General features: G+C 74.0%; 17 protein-coding genes. 15 read left to right on the forward strand and 2 right to left on the reverse strand.

The features are described from left to right. Positions 1-150: 150 nt before the first annotated feature. Genes pyrR through SHK17_RS09655 form a run of 3 tightly spaced genes read left to right on the forward strand, consistent with a single transcriptional unit; the run spans position 151 to position 2,956 of the window. Positions 151-723 (forward strand): bifunctional pyr operon transcriptional regulator/uracil phosphoribosyltransferase PyrR, encoded by a 573-nt coding sequence (pyrR, locus tag SHK17_RS09645; RefSeq protein WP_172272569.1) that lies wholly within the window; start codon positions 151-153, stop codon positions 721-723. After that, positions 720-1,667: an aspartate carbamoyltransferase catalytic subunit gene (locus SHK17_RS09650; protein WP_322424153.1), complete on the forward strand. Its 948-nt coding sequence runs from the start codon at positions 720-722 to the stop codon at positions 1,665-1,667. The genes pyrR and SHK17_RS09650 overlap by 4 nt, the downstream gene beginning before the upstream one ends. Then, the gene (locus SHK17_RS09655; protein ID WP_322921891.1) at positions 1,667-2,956 is read left to right on the forward strand and encodes a dihydroorotase; all 1,290 of its coding nucleotides are present in this window, start codon (positions 1,667-1,669) and stop codon (positions 2,954-2,956) included. Before SHK17_RS09650 ends, SHK17_RS09655 begins: the two co-directional genes overlap by 1 nt. 8 nt (positions 2,957-2,964) lie before the next feature. Here the strand turns inward: SHK17_RS09655 and SHK17_RS09660 are convergent, their stop codons facing one another. Next, the gene (locus tag SHK17_RS09660) at positions 2,965-3,681 is read right to left on the reverse strand and encodes a VOC family protein (RefSeq protein ID WP_322921892.1); all 717 of its coding nucleotides are present in this window, start codon (positions 3,679-3,681) and stop codon (positions 2,965-2,967) included. A gap of 54 nt (positions 3,682-3,735) precedes the next feature. Here SHK17_RS09660 and SHK17_RS09665 point away from each other — a divergent pair, with 54 nt between their 5' ends. Together SHK17_RS09665 and SHK17_RS09670 are read left to right on the forward strand one after the other, a co-directional pair. Next, the gene (locus SHK17_RS09665) at positions 3,736-4,383 is read left to right on the forward strand and encodes an MSMEG_1061 family FMN-dependent PPOX-type flavoprotein (protein WP_322921893.1); all 648 of its coding nucleotides are present in this window, start codon (positions 3,736-3,738) and stop codon (positions 4,381-4,383) included. Next, entirely contained in the window at positions 4,383-4,799 is a 417-nt protein-coding gene (locus tag SHK17_RS09670) for a VOC family protein (protein WP_322921894.1), read from the forward strand. Before SHK17_RS09665 ends, SHK17_RS09670 begins: the two co-directional genes overlap by 1 nt. A gap of 13 nt (positions 4,800-4,812) precedes the next feature. Here the strand turns inward: SHK17_RS09670 and SHK17_RS09675 are convergent, their stop codons facing one another. After that, the gene (locus SHK17_RS09675) at positions 4,813-5,472 is read right to left on the reverse strand and encodes a DUF3060 domain-containing protein (RefSeq protein ID WP_172272551.1); all 660 of its coding nucleotides are present in this window, start codon (positions 5,470-5,472) and stop codon (positions 4,813-4,815) included. A gap of 188 nt (positions 5,473-5,660) precedes the next feature. Between SHK17_RS09675 and SHK17_RS09680 the strand changes: the two genes are divergently transcribed. From SHK17_RS09680 to gmk, 10 genes are all read left to right on the forward strand, one after another. Then, positions 5,661-7,328, forward strand: a complete 1,668-nt coding sequence (locus SHK17_RS09680; RefSeq protein WP_322921895.1) for an ATP-binding cassette domain-containing protein — start codon at positions 5,661-5,663, stop codon at positions 7,326-7,328. 140 nt (positions 7,329-7,468) lie between these two features. Beyond that, positions 7,469-8,707 carry a glutamine-hydrolyzing carbamoyl-phosphate synthase small subunit gene (gene carA, locus SHK17_RS09685; RefSeq protein ID WP_322921896.1) on the forward strand — a complete coding sequence of 413 codons (1,239 nt, stop codon included), beginning with the start codon at positions 7,469-7,471 and terminating at the stop codon, positions 8,705-8,707. Next, positions 8,707-12,054, forward strand: coding sequence for a carbamoyl-phosphate synthase large subunit (gene carB, locus SHK17_RS09690; protein WP_322921897.1), 3,348 nt, complete (start codon positions 8,707-8,709; stop codon positions 12,052-12,054). The genes carA and carB overlap by 1 nt, the downstream gene beginning before the upstream one ends. A 3-nt stretch (positions 12,055-12,057) precedes the next feature. Next, positions 12,058-13,146 (forward strand): quinone-dependent dihydroorotate dehydrogenase, encoded by a 1,089-nt coding sequence (locus SHK17_RS09695; protein WP_322921898.1) that lies wholly within the window; start codon positions 12,058-12,060, stop codon positions 13,144-13,146. 29 nt (positions 13,147-13,175) lie between these two features. Beyond that, positions 13,176-13,997 (forward strand): iron-sulfur cluster-binding protein, encoded by an 822-nt coding sequence (locus SHK17_RS09700; protein ID WP_322921899.1) that lies wholly within the window; start codon positions 13,176-13,178, stop codon positions 13,995-13,997. Then, entirely contained in the window at positions 13,994-14,830 is an 837-nt protein-coding gene (locus SHK17_RS09705) for a nitronate monooxygenase (protein WP_172272533.1), read from the forward strand. Before SHK17_RS09700 ends, SHK17_RS09705 begins: the two co-directional genes overlap by 4 nt. Further along, complete coding sequence (pyrF, locus tag SHK17_RS09710; RefSeq protein WP_172272530.1) at positions 14,827-15,651, forward strand: orotidine-5'-phosphate decarboxylase; 825 nt, start codon at positions 14,827-14,829, stop codon at positions 15,649-15,651. Before SHK17_RS09705 ends, pyrF begins: the two co-directional genes overlap by 4 nt. Further along, positions 15,648-15,947, forward strand: a complete 300-nt coding sequence (locus tag SHK17_RS09715) for a hypothetical protein (RefSeq protein ID WP_322921900.1) — start codon at positions 15,648-15,650, stop codon at positions 15,945-15,947. Before pyrF ends, SHK17_RS09715 begins: the two co-directional genes overlap by 4 nt. A gap of 128 nt (positions 15,948-16,075) precedes the next feature. Beyond that, positions 16,076-16,399, forward strand: coding sequence for an integration host factor, actinobacterial type (gene mihF / locus SHK17_RS09720; RefSeq protein WP_172272524.1), 324 nt, complete (start codon positions 16,076-16,078; stop codon positions 16,397-16,399). Beyond that, the gene (gene gmk / locus SHK17_RS09725; RefSeq protein ID WP_172272521.1) at positions 16,396-17,010 is read left to right on the forward strand and encodes a guanylate kinase; all 615 of its coding nucleotides are present in this window, start codon (positions 16,396-16,398) and stop codon (positions 17,008-17,010) included. The genes mihF and gmk overlap by 4 nt, the downstream gene beginning before the upstream one ends. Positions 17,011-17,017: the final 7 nt, after the last annotated feature.

The following is a 17,017-nucleotide window of genomic DNA, read 5'->3' on the forward strand; positions in this document are numbered from 1 at the left end:
GACCGGGCACTTCGTGCCGTCTGACGGGCAGGAGGTGCCCGGTCGGGGTCTGGGACGGGCACGAACTGCCCGCTCACCTGTAGGGTCGCCCCCGATCGACATCCTTTAACGAGCCGTCCCGTGAGGCGGAGAAGGAGGTCCGGCGCGCACATGCCTGCCACCACCGACGAGACCAGCCCCGGGACCGGCCCCGAGCGGGCCGACCGCACCGTCCTCGACGCCCGTGACATCTCCCGGGCGCTGACCCGGATCTCGCACGAGCTGCTCGAGCGCAACAAGGGCGCCACCGACCTGGTGCTGCTCGGCCTGCACACCCGCGGCGTGCCGCTGGCCCGGCGCATCGCCGACAAGATCGCCACCGTCGAGGGCGCGCCCGTCGCGGTCGGCGAGCTCGACGTGACGATGTACCGCGACGACCTGCGCTCCCAGCCCACCCGGCGCGCCCACAAGACGGCCCTGCCTCCCGGCGGGATCGACCGCAAGGTGGTCGTGCTCGTCGACGACGTGCTCTTCTCCGGCCGGACGATCCGGGCCGCGCTCGACGCCCTCGCCGACCTCGGCCGGCCCTCCGCCGTACGCCTCGCCGTCCTGGTGGACCGCGGCCACCGCGAGCTCCCGATCCGCGCCGACCACGTCGGCAAGAACCTGCCGAGCGCGCTCGCCGAGCGGGTCAGCGTCCGGCTCAGCGAGGTCGACGGCACCGACGAGGTGACGATCTCGTGAAGCACCTGCTCTCCGTCGACGACCTGTCGGCCGACGCCATCCAGCAGCTCTTCGAGACCGCCGCCGACATGCACGACGTGCAGCGCCGCGAGGTCAAGAAGCTGCCGGCGCTGCGCGGCCGCACGGTCGTCAACATGTTCTTCGAGGACTCCACCCGCACCCGCTCGTCGTTCGAGATCGCCGGCAAGTGGCTCTCCGCCGACGTCATCAACGTCAGCGCCAAGGGGTCCAGCACGTCCAAGGGCGAGAGCCTGCGCGACACCGTGCTCACCGTCTGCGCGATGGGCGTGGACGGGCTCGTCATCCGGCACCCGGCCAGCGGCGCGGCGCTCCAGGTCAGCGAGTGGGTCGACGCCTCGGTCGTCAACGCCGGCGACGGCACGCACGAGCACCCCACGCAGGCGCTCCTCGACGCCTACACGCTGCAGCGCCGCCTCGGCTCCCTCGAGGGGCGCCACGTGGCGATCGTCGGCGACCTCACCCACAGCCGGGTCTTCCGCTCCAACATCCAGTGCCTGACCAGGCTCGGTGCCCGCGTCACCGTGGTGGCGCCGCCCACGCTGATGCCCAGCGGCGTCGGCGCGTGGTCGGCCGCGGCCGGGTTCGATACGTCGTACGACCTCGACGACGTGCTGCGGCGCGACGGCGGTCCGGACGCGGTGATGATGCTGCGGGTGCAGCGCGAGCGGATGACCGGTGCCTACTTCCCGAGCCCGCGGGAGTACACGGTCGGCTACGGCCTGACGCGCGACCGGCTCGCCGTGCTCGGCCCGGACGTGCCGATCTGCCACCCCGGGCCGATGAACCGGGGCCTCGAGATCGCCGCGGACGCCGCGGACGCCGCCCAGTCGGTCGTGCTGGAGCAGGTGTCCAGCGGCCTGGCGGTCCGGATGGCCGTGCTCTACCACCTGCTCGCCGGAGAGTCCGAAGGAGGGATGGCCTGATGTCGCTGGTGATCGAGGGAGCCTCGCTGCTGGGCGAGGGGACCACCGACCTCTACGTCGACGACCACGGGATGCTCGTGGACTCGGCGCCCGCGGGGGCGGAGCGGATCGACGCCGCCGGCCTCGTCGCGCTGCCCGGCCTCGTCGACCTGCACACGCACCTGCGCGAGCCGGGCCGCGAGGACGCGGAGACGATCCTGACCGGGTCGCGCGCGGCGGCGCTGGGCGGCTACACCGCTGTTCTGGCGATGGCCAACACGACGCCGGTCACCGACACCGCCGAGGCGGCGACGCGTGTGTGGGAGCTCGGTCGCGAGGCCGGCCTCGTCCACGTCCAGCCCGTCGGCGCGGTCACCCGGGGACTCGGCGGCGAGGAGCTCGCCGAGCTCGGGCTCATGCACCGCTCCCGCGCGGGCGTCACCGTCTTCTCCGACGACGGCAGGTGCGTCCACGACGCCCGCGTGATGCGCCGGGCGCTGGAGTACGTCAAGGCGTTCGGCGGCGTGGTGTCGCAGCACTCCCAGGACCCGTCGCTCGCCGGTCCGGCCGCGTGCTGCCACGAGGGCGAGCTGTCGGGCCGGCTCGGCCTGCCCGGCTGGCCCGGCATCGCCGAGGAGGTCATCGTGGCCCGCGACGTGATGCTCGCGCGGCACACCGGCTCGCGGGTGCACGTCGCCCACGTCTCCACCGCCGGATCCGTCGACGTGCTGCGGTGGGCGAAGGCGCGGGCGGAGCGTGACGGGACGTGGTCGGTGACCGCCGAGGTGACCCCGCACCACCTCCTCCTGACCACCGACCTGCTCGCCGGCTACGACCCGACCTACAAGGTCAACCCGCCGCTGCGCCCGCAGGAGGACGTGGACGCGCTGCGCGAGGCCCTCGCCGACGGCACGATCGACGCGGTCGCCACCGACCACGCGCCGCACGCCCGCCACGACAAGGAGCACGCGTTCGTCGACGCCGCGTTCGGCATGGTCGGCCTCGAGACCGCGCTGGCCGTCGTACGCACGGCGCTGCCGCAGCTGTCGTGGCCCGACGTCGCGCGGGTCATGTCGGCGACGCCCGCCCGCATCGCCGGCCTCGCCGACCAGGGCCGGCCGCTGACGCCGGGCTCACCGGCGCACGTCGTGCTGGTGGAGCCCGACGCGGCGCTCACGGTCGACCGCGACGCCTCGGCGTCGCTCTCGCGCAACAACCCCTGGCACGGGCGCAGCCTCACCTCGCGGGTGGTGCACACGGTGTACGCCGGCCGCGTCACCGTGCGCGACGGCGCGCTGGTCGACGCCTGACCTCGCGCTCAGCCGACCACGCCGGTCGCCGGGTCGCGGTCGGTGAGGCAGTAGACCTGTCCGCCCGGGGCGGTCAGCACCGTCCAGAAGTCGTTCACGCGAACGAGCCGGGCACCGAGCGCCACGTGGCGCTCGGTGTCGCCGGCGCGGTCGGCTGAGGCGAGGTCGGGGTGGGCCCGCACGGGTCCGTCGGGCTCGCCGAGGTGCTGCAGCAGGATCCGCGGCTGGTCCGGTGCCACCAGCCGCGTGAACCCGGGTCCGGTCGCCTGCTGCAGCTCGCGTCCGGTGAGGTCGCGCCAGAAGGCGACCTCCGACTCCCAGTGGGCGTCCGGGACGTCGAGGCAGACCTGGTCGAGGATCGTCGAGCCGTCCCGCACCAGCGCCGGCTCGCCCTCGACGAGCGTGTGGCAGAACGTGAAGCCGCCGGGGGAGCGCATCACCTCCACGCCCTCGTAGGTCCACGCCGGCGTCGCCCCGAGCGCCCGCGCCCGGGCGACGGCCGCCGGGCGGTCGCGCGAGTCGAGGTCGAGGTGGATGCCGGCCGGTGCGGCCACGGCCTGCACCTTGACGTACGCCGACCCTGCCGCCGGCACGAGCGTGAGGAACCGGCCGTCCTCGCCGCGACGCTCGGACGGCTGCGAGCCGGTGACCGCCGACCAGAAGGCGACCGCGCGCTCGACCTCGTCTGCCGGCGTGTCGAGGAAGATCTGGAGCCAGGCCGTCATGCGGCCATCCTGTCACCGACCGGACCGCCGCTGCCGGGCGTAGCGTGGTGGTCCATGAGCAGCGAGGCATCCGCGCCGGCACCGTCCGTGATCACGACTCCCGAGCAGCTCGAGGCGCTCCTCGGCACGCCGGCGGAGCGGGCCCGCACCAAGGAGCGCTCGCGCCTCACCGACATCGACCGCGCGTGGCTGGCCGCCTCGCCGTTCTGCGTCCTGTCGACCGCGGACGCGTCCGGTCGCTGCGACGCGAGCCCGAAGGGCGACCCGGCGGGCTCGCTGGTCCACGTCGTCGACGACACCACGATCGCGATCGCGGAGCGCCCGGGCAACCGCCGCGTCGACGGCTACCTGAACCTCCTCGAGAACCCCCACGTCGGCCTGCTCTTCGTGGTGCCGGGTCGCGGCGACACCCTGCGGGTGAACGGCCGCGGTCGCCTGGTGACCGACGCCCCGTTCTTCGACGACCTGGCCGTGCGCGGCCGGCGACCGGTCCTGGCGCTCGTCGTGGACGTCGAGACCCTCTTCTTCCACTGCGCCAAGGCCTTCCGCCGCTCCCGGCTGTGGGAGCCCGCGTCGTGGACGCCCGACGCGGTGCCCGCCCGCGCGGTGATCGCCCACGAGCTGGAGCCGGTCGCCGGCCAGGGGCTGGCCGAGCTGGAGGACTACTACCGCCCGGAGAACTACGACCGGGGCCTCTACTGATGGCCGCGCACCCCCGGCTGCTGCACACCGTCCTCGACGCCGTGGACGTACGCCGGGAGGCGGAGTTCTGGCGTGAGCTGCTCGGGCTGGTCTACCGAGCGGGCGACGAGGTCCCTCCCGAGGGCCCCGCGGCGGACGACGCCGACTGGCTCGTCCTCACCCACCCCGACGGCCGGCGCTGCCTCGCCGTCCAGCAGGTCGCCGAGCAGCCCCGCAGCACCTGGCCCAGCCAGGACGTGCCGCAGCAGCTGCACCTCGACCTCACCGTCACCGACCTCGCCGAGCTGGCCGCCCAGCACGACCGGGCGGTCGCGCTCGGTGCCACCGTCCTGCTCGACCGCACCGACGACCCGGACGAGCCGCTCTGGGTCCTCGCCGACCCCGAGGGTCACCCGTTCTGCATCTTCGTGGGCTGAGCGCCGGCGGCCCTCAGGCCTCCCGGTTGACCCGGATGCGGTTGTTGGCGCCCCGGACGGACACCTTCGTCCGGCCCTCGCTCACCACCACCAGGTTGTTGGGACCGACCACCCTGAGCGAGGGCAGCCGGGTCAGCCGCACCTTGTTGTTGGCGCCGCGGACGACCACGGCGTTCGCGCGTCCGGCACGCAGGCTCGCGTTCGACGTCCTGACCAGGACGTCACCGGTGCGGTCCGCACGGAGGCTGACGTTGCCCTCCCGCAGCTCCACGCGCCCGACCGTGCCGGTGAAGGCGGCGGAGTCGTTGCCCCTCGCCAGCGTCACGTCGCCCGCGCTCGGGCCCCGGACGCTGCTGTTGCCGCCGGCGACGGACACGGTCCCGAGGTGGCCGCTGGCCACGACGTCGGTGTTGGCGCCGGTGACCGTGAGGCTCGCGGCCGCCGGCATCGTCACCGAGGTGTTGCTGCCCGACACGACCACGTCGACGCAGACGCCGGTGATCGTCACCGTCTCGGTGCTCTCGGCCACCGTCACCGAGCCGCCCATGCAGTCGAGGACCACGTCGGCGTGCGACGGTGCCGCGCCCACGAGCAGGGCGCAGGTGAGGGAGGCGGAGAGGAGAGCAGCGCCGGAGGTGGCGCGGCGGGACCGGAGGGGCGTCGTGTGCGTCATGACGCGATGCTGCCCCGTCGCAGCGCCGGGAAACCGGGCGCGACGAAATCGGTTGGCGGCCGGCCCGGAGGGCGCCTAGGCTCGTGGGCACCATGTGGATCCAGGACTGACCCGACTCGCGACCGCGGCGGCGCCCCTCCGGCGCCCGGTGCCCGGCGAGTCCTCCCCTGACCCTCGAGGACGTCCGCATGCCTGCCACCCATCCCACCCCCTCCACCACCTCGGCCACCTCGGCCCCGCCCTCCTCCGGCACCCTCGCGCCGCTCGTCGTCGGCGGGCTGTCGGTCGCCTATCCCGACCGCGCGGTGCTCAGCGACGTCGACCTGCTGGCCCAGCCCGGTCGGCGCATCGGGCTCGTCGGCGAGAACGGCGTCGGCAAGTCGACCCTGCTGCGGGCCGTCGCCGGCAGGCTCCCGGCCCGGGCCCGGGTCACCGGCACGGTCACGGCGCCGGACGACCTCGTGCTGCTCGGCCAGGAGCCGCCGTTCCGTGACACGGCCACGGTCGCGGAGGTGCTGGCGATGACGCTCGAGCCGCTGCGGACGGCCGTCGTCGAGGTCGAGCGGTCCGCCGGCCGCGTCGGCACGGCCGAGGGCGACGCGGCGTACGAGCGGGCGCTGGAGCACGCCGTGGCGCACGACGCCTGGGACGCCGACCGGCGCGCGGCGCTCGCCGCGGCCCGCCTCGGGCTCGACGGCCTCGACCCGGACCGCGTCGTCGCCACCCTGTCGGGCGGCCAGCGCACCCGGCTGGCGCTGGCGACGATCATGACGACGCGGCCGGCGTGCCTGCTGCTGGACGAGCCGACCAACCACCTCGACGACGACGCGGTCGAGGTGCTGACCGCGTTCCTGCGCGACCTGCCCGGGGTCGTCCTCCTGGCTAGCCACGACCGCGTGCTGCTGGACGACGTGTGCACCGACCTCGTCGACCTCGACGCCGGCGCCCTCGGCACCGACGGCAGGGGCGGGCGTCGGTTCGGCGGCGGCTGGTCGGCGTACGAAGCCGCGCGGGCCGACGCCCGGCGGCGGTGGGAGGAGACGTGGGCCGCGCAGCAGGAGGAGATCGCCCGGCTGCGCGAGGGGACGCGGATCGGCACCGGCGCCATCGCCCACGACCGCGGCCCTCGTGACGGCGACAAGTTCATCTACTCCTTCAAGGGCGGGCGGGTCGAGCAGGCGCTGGCCCGGCGCAAGAAGGACGCGCAGCGCCGGCTCGAGGTCGCCGAGCGCGAGCAGGTGCGCAAGCCGCCCGTGCCGCTGTCCTTCCGCGGCGACCTCACCGCGGCGGCGACCGGACGCCTCGTCCAGGTCCGCGACGCCGAGGTGCGCGGTCGGTTGCGCCTGGCCCGTCTCGACCTGGCGGCGGGGGAGCACCTGCTGGTGACCGGCCCCAACGGCTCGGGCAAGTCGACGCTCCTCGGGGTGCTGTCCGGCCGGCTCACACCCACCGGCGGCTCGGTCGACGTCTCCGCGCGCACGGTCCGCGAGCTCACCCAGGACCCGGAGGTGGACGACCCGGCGCGCTCGGCCGGGGTGACGTACGACGCCGCGGTGCGTGACCTCCTCGACCCGCCCGCCCTGCGCGACCTCGGCCTGCTGCACCCGCGGGACCACCGCACGCCGGTCGGCAGCCTGTCGGTGGGCCAGCGACGCCGCCTCGGCCTGGCGGTGGCGATCGCGGCCGCACCGGACCTGCTGCTCCTCGACGAGCCGACCAACCACGTGTCCCTCGCGCTGGCCGGCGAGCTCGAGGAGGCGCTCGCCACATCTCCGGGAGGCGTCGTGCTGGCCTCGCACGACCGCTGGCTGCGCCGGCGCTGGGAGGGGTCCGCACTGGCGTTGACGGCCTGGTGAGGACCGGCGCTGGTGAGGGGTCGCAGGGCCCGCCGGCTCGTGGACGGGATGCCGTCGCGGGGCGGGTCCGCTGGTAGGGTCTGCGACGGCTCGAACATCCTTTAACGATCCGTCCCGTGAGGCGGAGAAGGAGGTACGGCATGGCATCGCCTGCCCGGAATCTGCCCCACCGGACCCCGCCCGTCCCGGCCCTGATGGTCCTCGAGGACGGCCGCGTCTTCCGCGGTGAGTCCTTCGGCGCCGAGGGCGAGACCTTCGGCGAAGCGGTCTTCTCCACCGGCATGTCCGGCTACCAGGAGACGCTGACCGACCCCAGCTACCACCGCCAGGTCGTCGTCATGACGGCCCCGCACGTCGGCAACACCGGCATGAACGACGAGGACACCGAGTCGTCGCGCATCTGGGTCGCCGGCTACGTCGTGCGCGACCCGGCCCGGGTCCCGTCGAGCTGGCGCAGCGTGCGGACGCTCGCCGACGACCTGCGCGACCAGGGTGTCGTGGGGATCAGTGGCGTCGACACCCGCGCCCTCACCCGGCACCTGCGCGAGCGGGGCGCGATGCGGGTCGGCATCTCCACCACCGAGACCGACGTCGACCGGCTGCTCGCCCGCGTGCGGGAGTCCGGCGAGATGGTCGGTGCCAACCTCAGCGAGGCGGTCAGCACCCCCGAGGCCTACGTCGTGCCTGCGCAGGGCGAGAAGCGCTTCACCGTCGCAGCGGTCGACCTCGGCATCAAGGCCAACACCCCGCGCATGATGAGCGAGCGCGGCATCGAGGTGCACGTGCTGCCCGCCACGGCCAGCCTCGAGGACGTCCAGGCCGTCGGCCCCGACGGGCTGTTCTTCTCCAACGGGCCGGGCGACCCCGCCGCGACGACCGGGCAGGTCGAGCTGCTCCAGGACGCGCTGCGCGCCGGGATCCCCTACTTCGGGATCTGCTTCGGCAACCAGCTCTTCGGCCGGGCGCTCGGGTTCGGCACCTACAAGCTCACGTACGGGCACCGCGGCATCAACCAGCCGGTCATGGACCGCACGACCGGCAAGGTCGAGGTGACCTCGCACAACCACGGGTTCGCCGTCGACGCGCCGCTGACCGGGACGACCACGACCGAGCTCGGGGAGGCCGCGGTCAGCCACGTGTGCCTCAACGACGACGTCGTCGAGGGCCTCGAGCTGCGCGACGCCGAGGGCAACCTCACGGCGTTCTCCGTGCAGTACCACCCGGAGTCCGCGGCGGGCCCGCACGACGCGGCGTACCTCTTCGACCGGTTCACCGACCTGATGGCCGGCTCGTCCGGCCGGACCAGCACCAGCACCAGCACCAGCACCAGCACCGACCGCAGCACCGACCGCAGCACCGACCACGAGGGAGCTCGCTGATGCCGAAGCGCACCGACATCAGGAGCGTCCTGGTCATCGGCTCCGGGCCAATCATCATCGGCCAGGCGGCGGAGTTCGACTACTCCGGCACCCAGGCCTGCCGCGTGCTGCGGCAGGAGGGCCTGCGGGTCGTGCTGGTCAACTCCAACCCGGCCACGATCATGACCGACCCCGAGTTCGCGGACGCGACGTACGTCGAGCCGATCACGCCCGACTACGTCGAGAAGGTGATCGCCAAGGAGCGCCCCGACGCCCTGCTGGCCACCCTCGGCGGGCAGACGGCGCTCAACTGCGCGATGGCGCTCGACAAGGCGGGCACGCTCGAGAAGTACGGCGTGGAGCTCATCGGCGCGTCGATCGAGGCGATCGAGCGCGGCGAGAACCGCCAGCAGTTCAAGAAGATCGTCGAGCAGCTCGGTGGCGAGTCCGCCCGCAGCGTCATCTGCCACACGGTGGACGACCTCCTCGCGGCGGCCGACGAGCTGGGCTACCCGATGGTGGTGCGTCCGTCCTTCACCATGGGCGGCACCGGCTCGGGCATGGCCTACGACGAGGCCGACCTGCGCCGCATCGGCGGCTCCGGCCTCGCCGCCAGCCCGACCACCGAGGTGCTCCTCGAGGAGTCGATCCTCGGCTGGAAGGAGTACGAGCTCGAGGTCATGCGCGACCGCGCCGACAACACCGTCATCGTCTGCTCGATCGAGAACCTCGACCCGATGGGCGTGCACACCGGCGACTCGATCACCGTCGCGCCCGCCATGACGCTCACCGACCGCGAGTACCAGAAGATGCGCGACCTCGCGATCGGCATCATCCGCGCGGTCGGCGTCGACACCGGTGGCTGCAACATCCAGTACGCCGTCAACCCCGCCGACGGCCGGCTGATCGTCATCGAGATGAACCCGCGCGTCTCGCGGTCCTCCGCGCTGGCCTCCAAGGCCACCGGCTTCCCGATCGCCAAGATCGCCGCCAAGGTCGCCATCGGCTACACCCTCGACGAGATCCGCAACGACATCACCGAGGAGACCCCGGCGTCGTTCGAGCCGGCCCTCGACTACGTCGTGGTGAAGGTGCCGCGCTTCGCGTTCGAGAAGTTCCCCGAGGCCGACCCGACGCTGACCACCCACATGAAGTCGGTCGGCGAGGCGATGGCCATCGGCCGCAACTTCACCGAGGCGCTGCAGAAGGCGCTCCGCTCGCTGGAGAGCAAGCACGCCCCCTTCGACTGGCACAAGCACTTCGACGACGACCTCGCCACCCCCGCCTCGAAGGCGGCGCTGCTCGAGGAGATCAAGGTCCCGCACGACGGTCGCCTCAAGAAGGTCATGGACGCCATCCGGGCCGGCGCGACGCCGGAGGAGATCTTCGACGCCACCGCGATCGACCCGTGGTTCGTCGACCAGCTCGCGCTCATCAACGAGGTCGCGGTGCAGCTCATCGACGCCCGCGAGCTGACCCCCGAGCTGCTGCGCCTGGCCAAGCGGCACGGCTTCTCCGACGAGCAGGTCGGGCGGATCCGCGGCCTGAGCTCCGACGTCGTGCGCGGGGTGCGCCACGCGCTCGGGATCCGGCCGGTCTTCAAGACCGTCGACACCTGCGCGGCCGAGTTCGCCGCCCGCACGCCCTACCACTACTCGTCCTACGACGAGGAGACCGAGGTGCAGCCCCGGGCGGAGGGCAAGGAGGCCGTGATCATCCTCGGCTCCGGCCCGAACCGCATCGGCCAGGGCATCGAGTTCGACTACAGCTGCGTCCACGCCTCCCTGGCGCTGGCCGAGGCCGGCTACGAGACGATCATGGTCAACTGCAACCCGGAGACGGTGAGCACCGACTACGACACCTCCGACCGGCTCTACTTCGAGCCGCTCACGCTGGAGGACGTCCTCGAGATCGTGCACGCCGAGCAGCAGGCCGGCCCGGTCGCGGGCGTGGTGTGCCAGCTCGGCGGGCAGACGCCGCTCGGCCTGGCCCAGGGCCTCGCCGACGCCGGCGTGCCCATCGTCGGCACCACCCCGGAGTCGATCCACCTCGCCGAGGAGCGGGGCGCGTTCGGCCGGGTCCTCGCCGACGCGGGCCTCCCGGCGCCCAAGCACGGCACCGCGACGTCGTACCCCCAGGCGCAGCGGATCGCGCACGAGATCGGCTACCCCGTCCTGGTGCGTCCGTCCTACGTGCTCGGTGGGCGTGGCATGGAGATCGTCTACGACGACGGCGCGCTCGAGGCCTACCTCGAGAAGTACGTCGCCAACGGGCTCATCAGCGAGCGCCAGCCCGTGCTCGTGGACCGGTTCCTCGACGACGCGGTCGAGATCGACGTCGACGCCATCTTCGACGGCGAGGAGCTCTTCCTCGGCGGCGTGATGGAGCACATCGAGGAGGCCGGCATCCACTCGGGCGACTCCTCGTGCGCGCTGCCGCCGATCACGCTGGGCCGCGAGGAGATCGACCGCATCCGCCGCTCCACCGAGGCGATCGCGCGCGGGCTCGACGTCCGTGGCCTGCTCAACATCCAGTACGCCCTCGCCTCCGACGTGCTCTACGTCCTGGAGGCCAACCCGCGCGCCTCGCGGACCGTGCCGTTCGTCTCCAAGGCCACGGCGACGCCGCTGGCGAAGGCGGCGGCCCGGGTCATGCTCGGCGAGTCGATCGCCGACCTGCGCACGGCCGGGGTCCTGCCCGCCGAGGGCGACGGCGGCCACCTCGCCGACGGCTCGCCGATCGCGGTCAAGGAGGCGGTCATGCCGTTCGACCGCTTCAAGACCGCCGACGGCCGCACCGTCGACGCCCTGCTCGGGCCGGAGATGCGCTCGACCGGCGAGGTGATGGGGTTCGACGCCTTCTTCGGCACCGCCTTCGCCAAGGCGCAGGCCGCCGCCTACGGCTCCCTCCCGCTGTCGGGCAAGGTGTTCGTCTCGGTCGCCAACCGCGACAAGCGGCACATGATCTTCCCGGTCAAGCAGATCGCCGACATGGGCTTCGAGATCCTCGCGACCGCCGGCACCGCCGAGGTGCTGCGCCGCAACGGGGTGCAGGCGACCGTGGTCCGCAAGCACTCCGAGGGCCCCGGCCCCGACGGCGAGCCGACGATCGTGGGGCTCATCTGGGCCCGTGAGGTCGACCTCGTCATCAACACCCCGCACGGCGCGACGAGCGGCGGCTCGCCGCGGATGGACGGCTACGACATCCGCACGGCCGCCGTGTCCACCGACATCCCGTGCATCACCACCATCCAGGGCCTCGGTGCCGCGGTGCAGGGCCTGGAGGCGATGCGCCGCGGCGACATCGGGGTGTGCTCGCTGCAGGACTGGGCGGCCCGGCTGCGCGGCGCCGGCGAGCGGACCGCCTGAGTCGTGCGCCCCTACGACGTCGTCTTCGAGCAGGCCCTGACGCGGGCCGACCCCGAGCGCATCCACCACGCGGCGTTCCGGGCGATTCGGGCCGCGGGTCCGCTCACCCGGCGCGCGGTGCGGGTGCCGGGTGCCCCGGTCCACGCGATGGGCCTGCGGTTCCCGCACCCGCTCGGCCTGGCCGCGGGCTTCGACAAGAACGCCGTGGGGATCGACGGCCTCGCCGCGCTGGGCTTCGGCCACGTCGAGGTCGGCACGGTCACCGGCGAGGCGCAGCCGGGCAACCCGCGCCCGCGGCTCTTCCGGCTGACCGCCGACCGCGCGATCGTCAACCGGATGGGCTTCAACAACGACGGCGCCGAGGTGGTCGCCCGACGCCTGACCGCCTGGCGGGACGCGCACCACGAGCGGAGCCGCCGGGCCGCCCGGCGCAACGGGTTCGCCACGTCTCCCGGTGCGCCACCCCCGATCCTCGGGGTCAACATCGGCAAGACCAAGGTCGTCCCCGAGGAGGAGGCCGCGCGCGACTACGAGAAGTCCGCCGGCCTGCTCGCCCCCCACGCCGACTACCTCGTCGTCAACGTGTCCTCGCCCAACACGCCCGGCCTGCGCGACCTGCAGGCCGTCGAGAAGCTCGAGCCCCTGCTCGCCGCCGTACGCCGTCGCGCCGACGAGGTCCGGCCCCACGACCGGGTCCCGCTGCTGGTGAAGATCGCGCCCGACCTCAGCGACGACGACGTCCTCGCCGTCGCCGACCTCGCCGTCGCGAGCGGCCTCGACGGGATCATCGCCACCAACACGACCATCAGCCGTGACGGGCTGGCCAGCAGCGCGGACACCGTCGAGGCCACCGGCGCCGGTGGCCTCAGCGGCCGCCCCCTGACCCACCGCTCCGAGGCCGTGGTGCGGATGCTGCGCGACCGGGTCGGTCCCGACCTGACGCTGATCGGCGTCGGTGGGGTCACCACCCTCGACGACGCCCGCCGCCGCCTCGCCGCCGGCGCCGACCTGCTCCAGGCCTACACCGCCTTCGTCTACGAGGGCCCGCTCTGGCCGCGACGCATCGTGCGGGGGCTCGCCGCGGATGCCTGACCGCGATGACGGCGGCGATGACGGCGGCGATGGCTGAGCGCCCGGCGGAGCCGCGCGGCCCGGTCCACGTCGACGGCGAGGTGGTCGCCACCAAGCGGGTCGGCGGCTACCGCCACCTCACGCTCACCGCGCCGGGGGTCCCCGAGCGGTTCCGCGCCGGCAGCTTCGTGGCGGTGACCGTGGAGGGCCACGTGGCCCGGCGTGCCCTGTGGATCCACCGCGTCCGCGCCTCCTCCGCCTTCGGACCGACGCTCGACGTCGTCGTCGACGTACGGGGGAGCGGCACCGCGTGGCTGGCGGCCCAGCCGGTCGGCACGAAGGTCGCCGTCACGGGGCCGCTGGGCCGTCCGTTCGCGCTGCCCAAGGAGGCGGTGTCCTGCCTGCTGGTCGGCGAGGGCTACGCCGCAGCACCGCTGTTCCCGCTCGCCGAGCGGTTGCGCGAGCGCGGCTGCGCCGTGTCGCTCGTCGTGTCGGCCCCCGACGAGGCGCACCTGCTCTCCGCGCTCGAGGCCCGCCGCTCGGTGCGCTCGGTCACCGTGCTCACCGCCGACGGGTCGGTGGGCCAGCGCGGCACGGCCGCCGACCACCTCGACGACCTGGTCCGCCGCAGCCGGGCCGACGTCGTCTACGCCGCCGGCCCCACCGACGTCCTCCGCAGCGCCGCGTCCGCGGCCGAGCAGGTCGGGGCGTGGAGCCAGGTCGCCGTCGAGGTGCCCACGCCGTGCGGCACCGGGCTGTGCCACGGCTGCCCGCTGCCGGTGGTGGGGGAGGACGGCGTGGACCGCGTCGTCCGGGCCTGCGCGGAGGGCCCGGTCGTCCGGGGCGACCGCGTCCGGTGGGACGCTCTGTGAGCGCGCGGGTCCCCGGACCGGTCATGGTCGCCGCCGGCTGCGGCGGCACCGGTCGCGAGCTCGAGGCGTACGCCGGACCGGCCGGCCTCGACGGCCTCGACCTCGTCACCCGGTCCATCACCCTCGACGCCCGGCCCGGCGGCCCGGGGCCGCGCCTGGTCGAGGTGCCCGGCGGGCTGGTCAACGCCGTCGGCCTGCCCAATCCCGGCCTCGAGCACTTCCTCGCCACTGAGCTGCCATGGCTCGTGCGGGCCGGCGTGCGGGTCACCGTGTCAGTGGCCGGCGCCACCATCGGGGAGTACGCCGACCTCGCGCGGCGCCTGAGCCGGGCCCCGGGCGTCGCCGGCCTCGAGGTCAACGTCGGCGCCCCCGACGAGGCGGGCGCCGGGCTGTTCGAGGTCCGCGAGCCCTTCCACGCCGCCAGCGTCGTCGCCGCCGTCCGCCGCGAGTTCCCCGCCGACCGACCCGTGCTGGCCAAGCTGCGTCCGGACGTGTCACGGATCGTCGAGGGCGCCCGCGCCTGCCACGAGGCCGGCGCCACGGCCGTGGTGGTGGGCAACGCCGTCCCGGCCGCCTTCCCCGACGGCCGAGCCGGGGGTCTGAGCGGCCCGGCCGTGGCACCGATCGCGCTGCGCTGCGTCACCGCCGTCCGGGACGCGCTGCCCGGCGTCCCCACGATCGGGTGCGGCGGCGTCCGTGACGCCGCGTCCGCCCGCGCCTACCTCGCCGCCGGTGCGAGCGCCGTCCAGGTGGGCACCGCCCTGCTCCACGACCCCACGACCGTCGCCCGGCTCCGGGACCACCTCACGCCGACCTCCGAGGAGATGCGATGACCCCCTTCGGCACCCGACTGGCCCGGGCCGTCGACCAGCGCGGCCGCTTCTGCGTCGGCATCGACCCCCACGCCGCCCTGCTGCAGGAGTGGGGGCTCTCGGACGACGTCGCCTCCCTCGAGCGCTTCGCGCTGACGGTGGTGGAGGCGGTGGCACCGGTCGTCAGCGTCGTCAAGCCGCAGAGCGCGTTCTACGAGCGGTTCGGCAGCAGGGGCGTCGCCGTCCTCGAGCGGGTTGTCGCCGAGTCGCGCGACGCCGGCGCGCTCGTCCTGCTCGACGTCAAGCGCGGCGACATCGGCTCGACCAGCCAGGCCTACGCCGACGCCTACCTCGACCCCTCCTCGCCCCTGGCCGCGGACGCGATCACCGCGAGCCCGTTCCTCGGGTTCGGCTCGCTCGGCCCCATGGTCGAGGCCTGCCACGAGCACGGCGGCGGGCTGTTCGTCCTCGCGCTGACCTCCAACAAGGAGGGACCCGAGGTGCAGCGGGCCCGCGCCGAGCACGGCACGGTCGCCGGCACGGTGCTCGCCCACCTGCGCGCGCTCAACGCCGGTGCGGACCCCGTCGGGTCGTTCGGTGCCGTCGTCGGCGCCACCATCGCCGACCACGACGAGGACCTCGACATCAACGGCCCCTTCCTCGTGCCCGGCTACGGCGCCCAGGGTGGCACGACCGACGACCTCGCCCGGGTCTTCGGCGCCGCCGCCCGCTGGGCGCTGCCCAGCTCCTCGCGCGAGGTGCTGCGGGCCGGCCCCGACGTCACGGCCCTGCGCGACGCGGCCCTGCGCGGCAACGACGCCGTCCGGTCCCTGGGCGCGTGAGGCGGCTCGCCCTCCTCCTGCTGCTGGCCGCCCTGGCCGACGAGGCCCCGGGCGACATCGCCGACGACTGGGCCGCGGTGATCGACCCGCTGCGCGACCTCCGGCAGGTCCTGGCCGACCACGGCGTGGACGCGTCGTCGTACGACGCACGCAAGCCGCCGGTCGGTCTCGACCGCCACGCGCGTCGGACCATCGAGGCCGCCGCCCGCCGGGCCGGCTCCGCGCGCACGGTCGAGGCGATGGCGGCCCTCGAGCACCACGCGCGGGACGTGTGCGGGACGCCGCTGTCCCGCTAGGTGACGCCCGGTGATGGTGAACGTCACGTCGACGGACCGGCGCCGAGGGCTCGATTGCCTGCCCGCTCGCGACGTGACTAGATTGAGCAACCACCGCCGGACCCCCGACCTCCCGAAGGACAGCTTTCGTGGCCTTGCCCCCTCTGACGCCCGAGCAGCGCCAGGCAGCCCTCGACAAGGCTGCGGCCTCCCGACGCGAGCGGGCCGAGGTCAAGAACCGCCTGAAGAACTCCGGCGGGTCCATCCTCGACGTGCTCCACGAGGGGCAGACCAACGAGGTCATCGGCAAGATGCGGGTCGTCGAGCTGCTCCAGTCGGTGCCCGGCCTCGGCCGCGTCCGTGCCCGCCAGGTCATGCAGCGGCTCGGCATCGCCGAGAGCCGCCGGGTCCGCGGGCTCGGCGTCAAGCAGGTCGCGGCGCTCGAGCGTGAGTTCGGCCCCGACCCGTCGTGATCGAGGCAGAGCCCGCTCCCGCGGCAAGCACCCCCACCCGCCGCTCCCGGCTGATCGTCCTCGCCGGCCCCACCGCCGTCGGCAAGGGCACCGTGGCCGCCGCCGTGCGCGAGACCCACCCGGAGGTCTGGCTGTCGGTGTCCGCGACCACCCGGCCGCCGCGGCCCGGCGAGGAGAACGGCGTCCACTACTGGTTCGTCTCCGACGAGGAGTTCGACGCCATGATCGACAAGGGCGACCTGCTGGAGTGGGCGGTCGTCCACAAGGCGGCGCGCTACGGCACTCCACGGGCCCCGGTCGAGCTCGCCGTCGCCTCCGGGCACCCGGCGATGCTGGAGATCGACCTTCAAGGCGCGCGCCAGGTGCGCGAGACGATGCCCGAGGCGCTGTTCGTCTTCCTCAAGCCGCCGTCGTGGGACGAGCTCGTACGCCGCCTCGTCGGCCGCGGCACCGAGAGCGAGGCCGAGCGCGAGCGCCGGCTCGAGACCGCGCGGGCCGAGCTGGCCGCCGAGAGCGAGTTCGACGTGACCATCGTCAACCACGAAGTTCACGCTGCTGCCGACGAGTTGGTAGCCTTGATGGTTGGTCCTGCTTCACCCTCTTCTGACTAGCGAGGCA

It is taken from the genome of Nocardioides renjunii, from assembly GCF_034661175.1.
GTDB lineage: Bacteria > Actinomycetota > Actinomycetes > Propionibacteriales > Nocardioidaceae > Nocardioides > Nocardioides renjunii.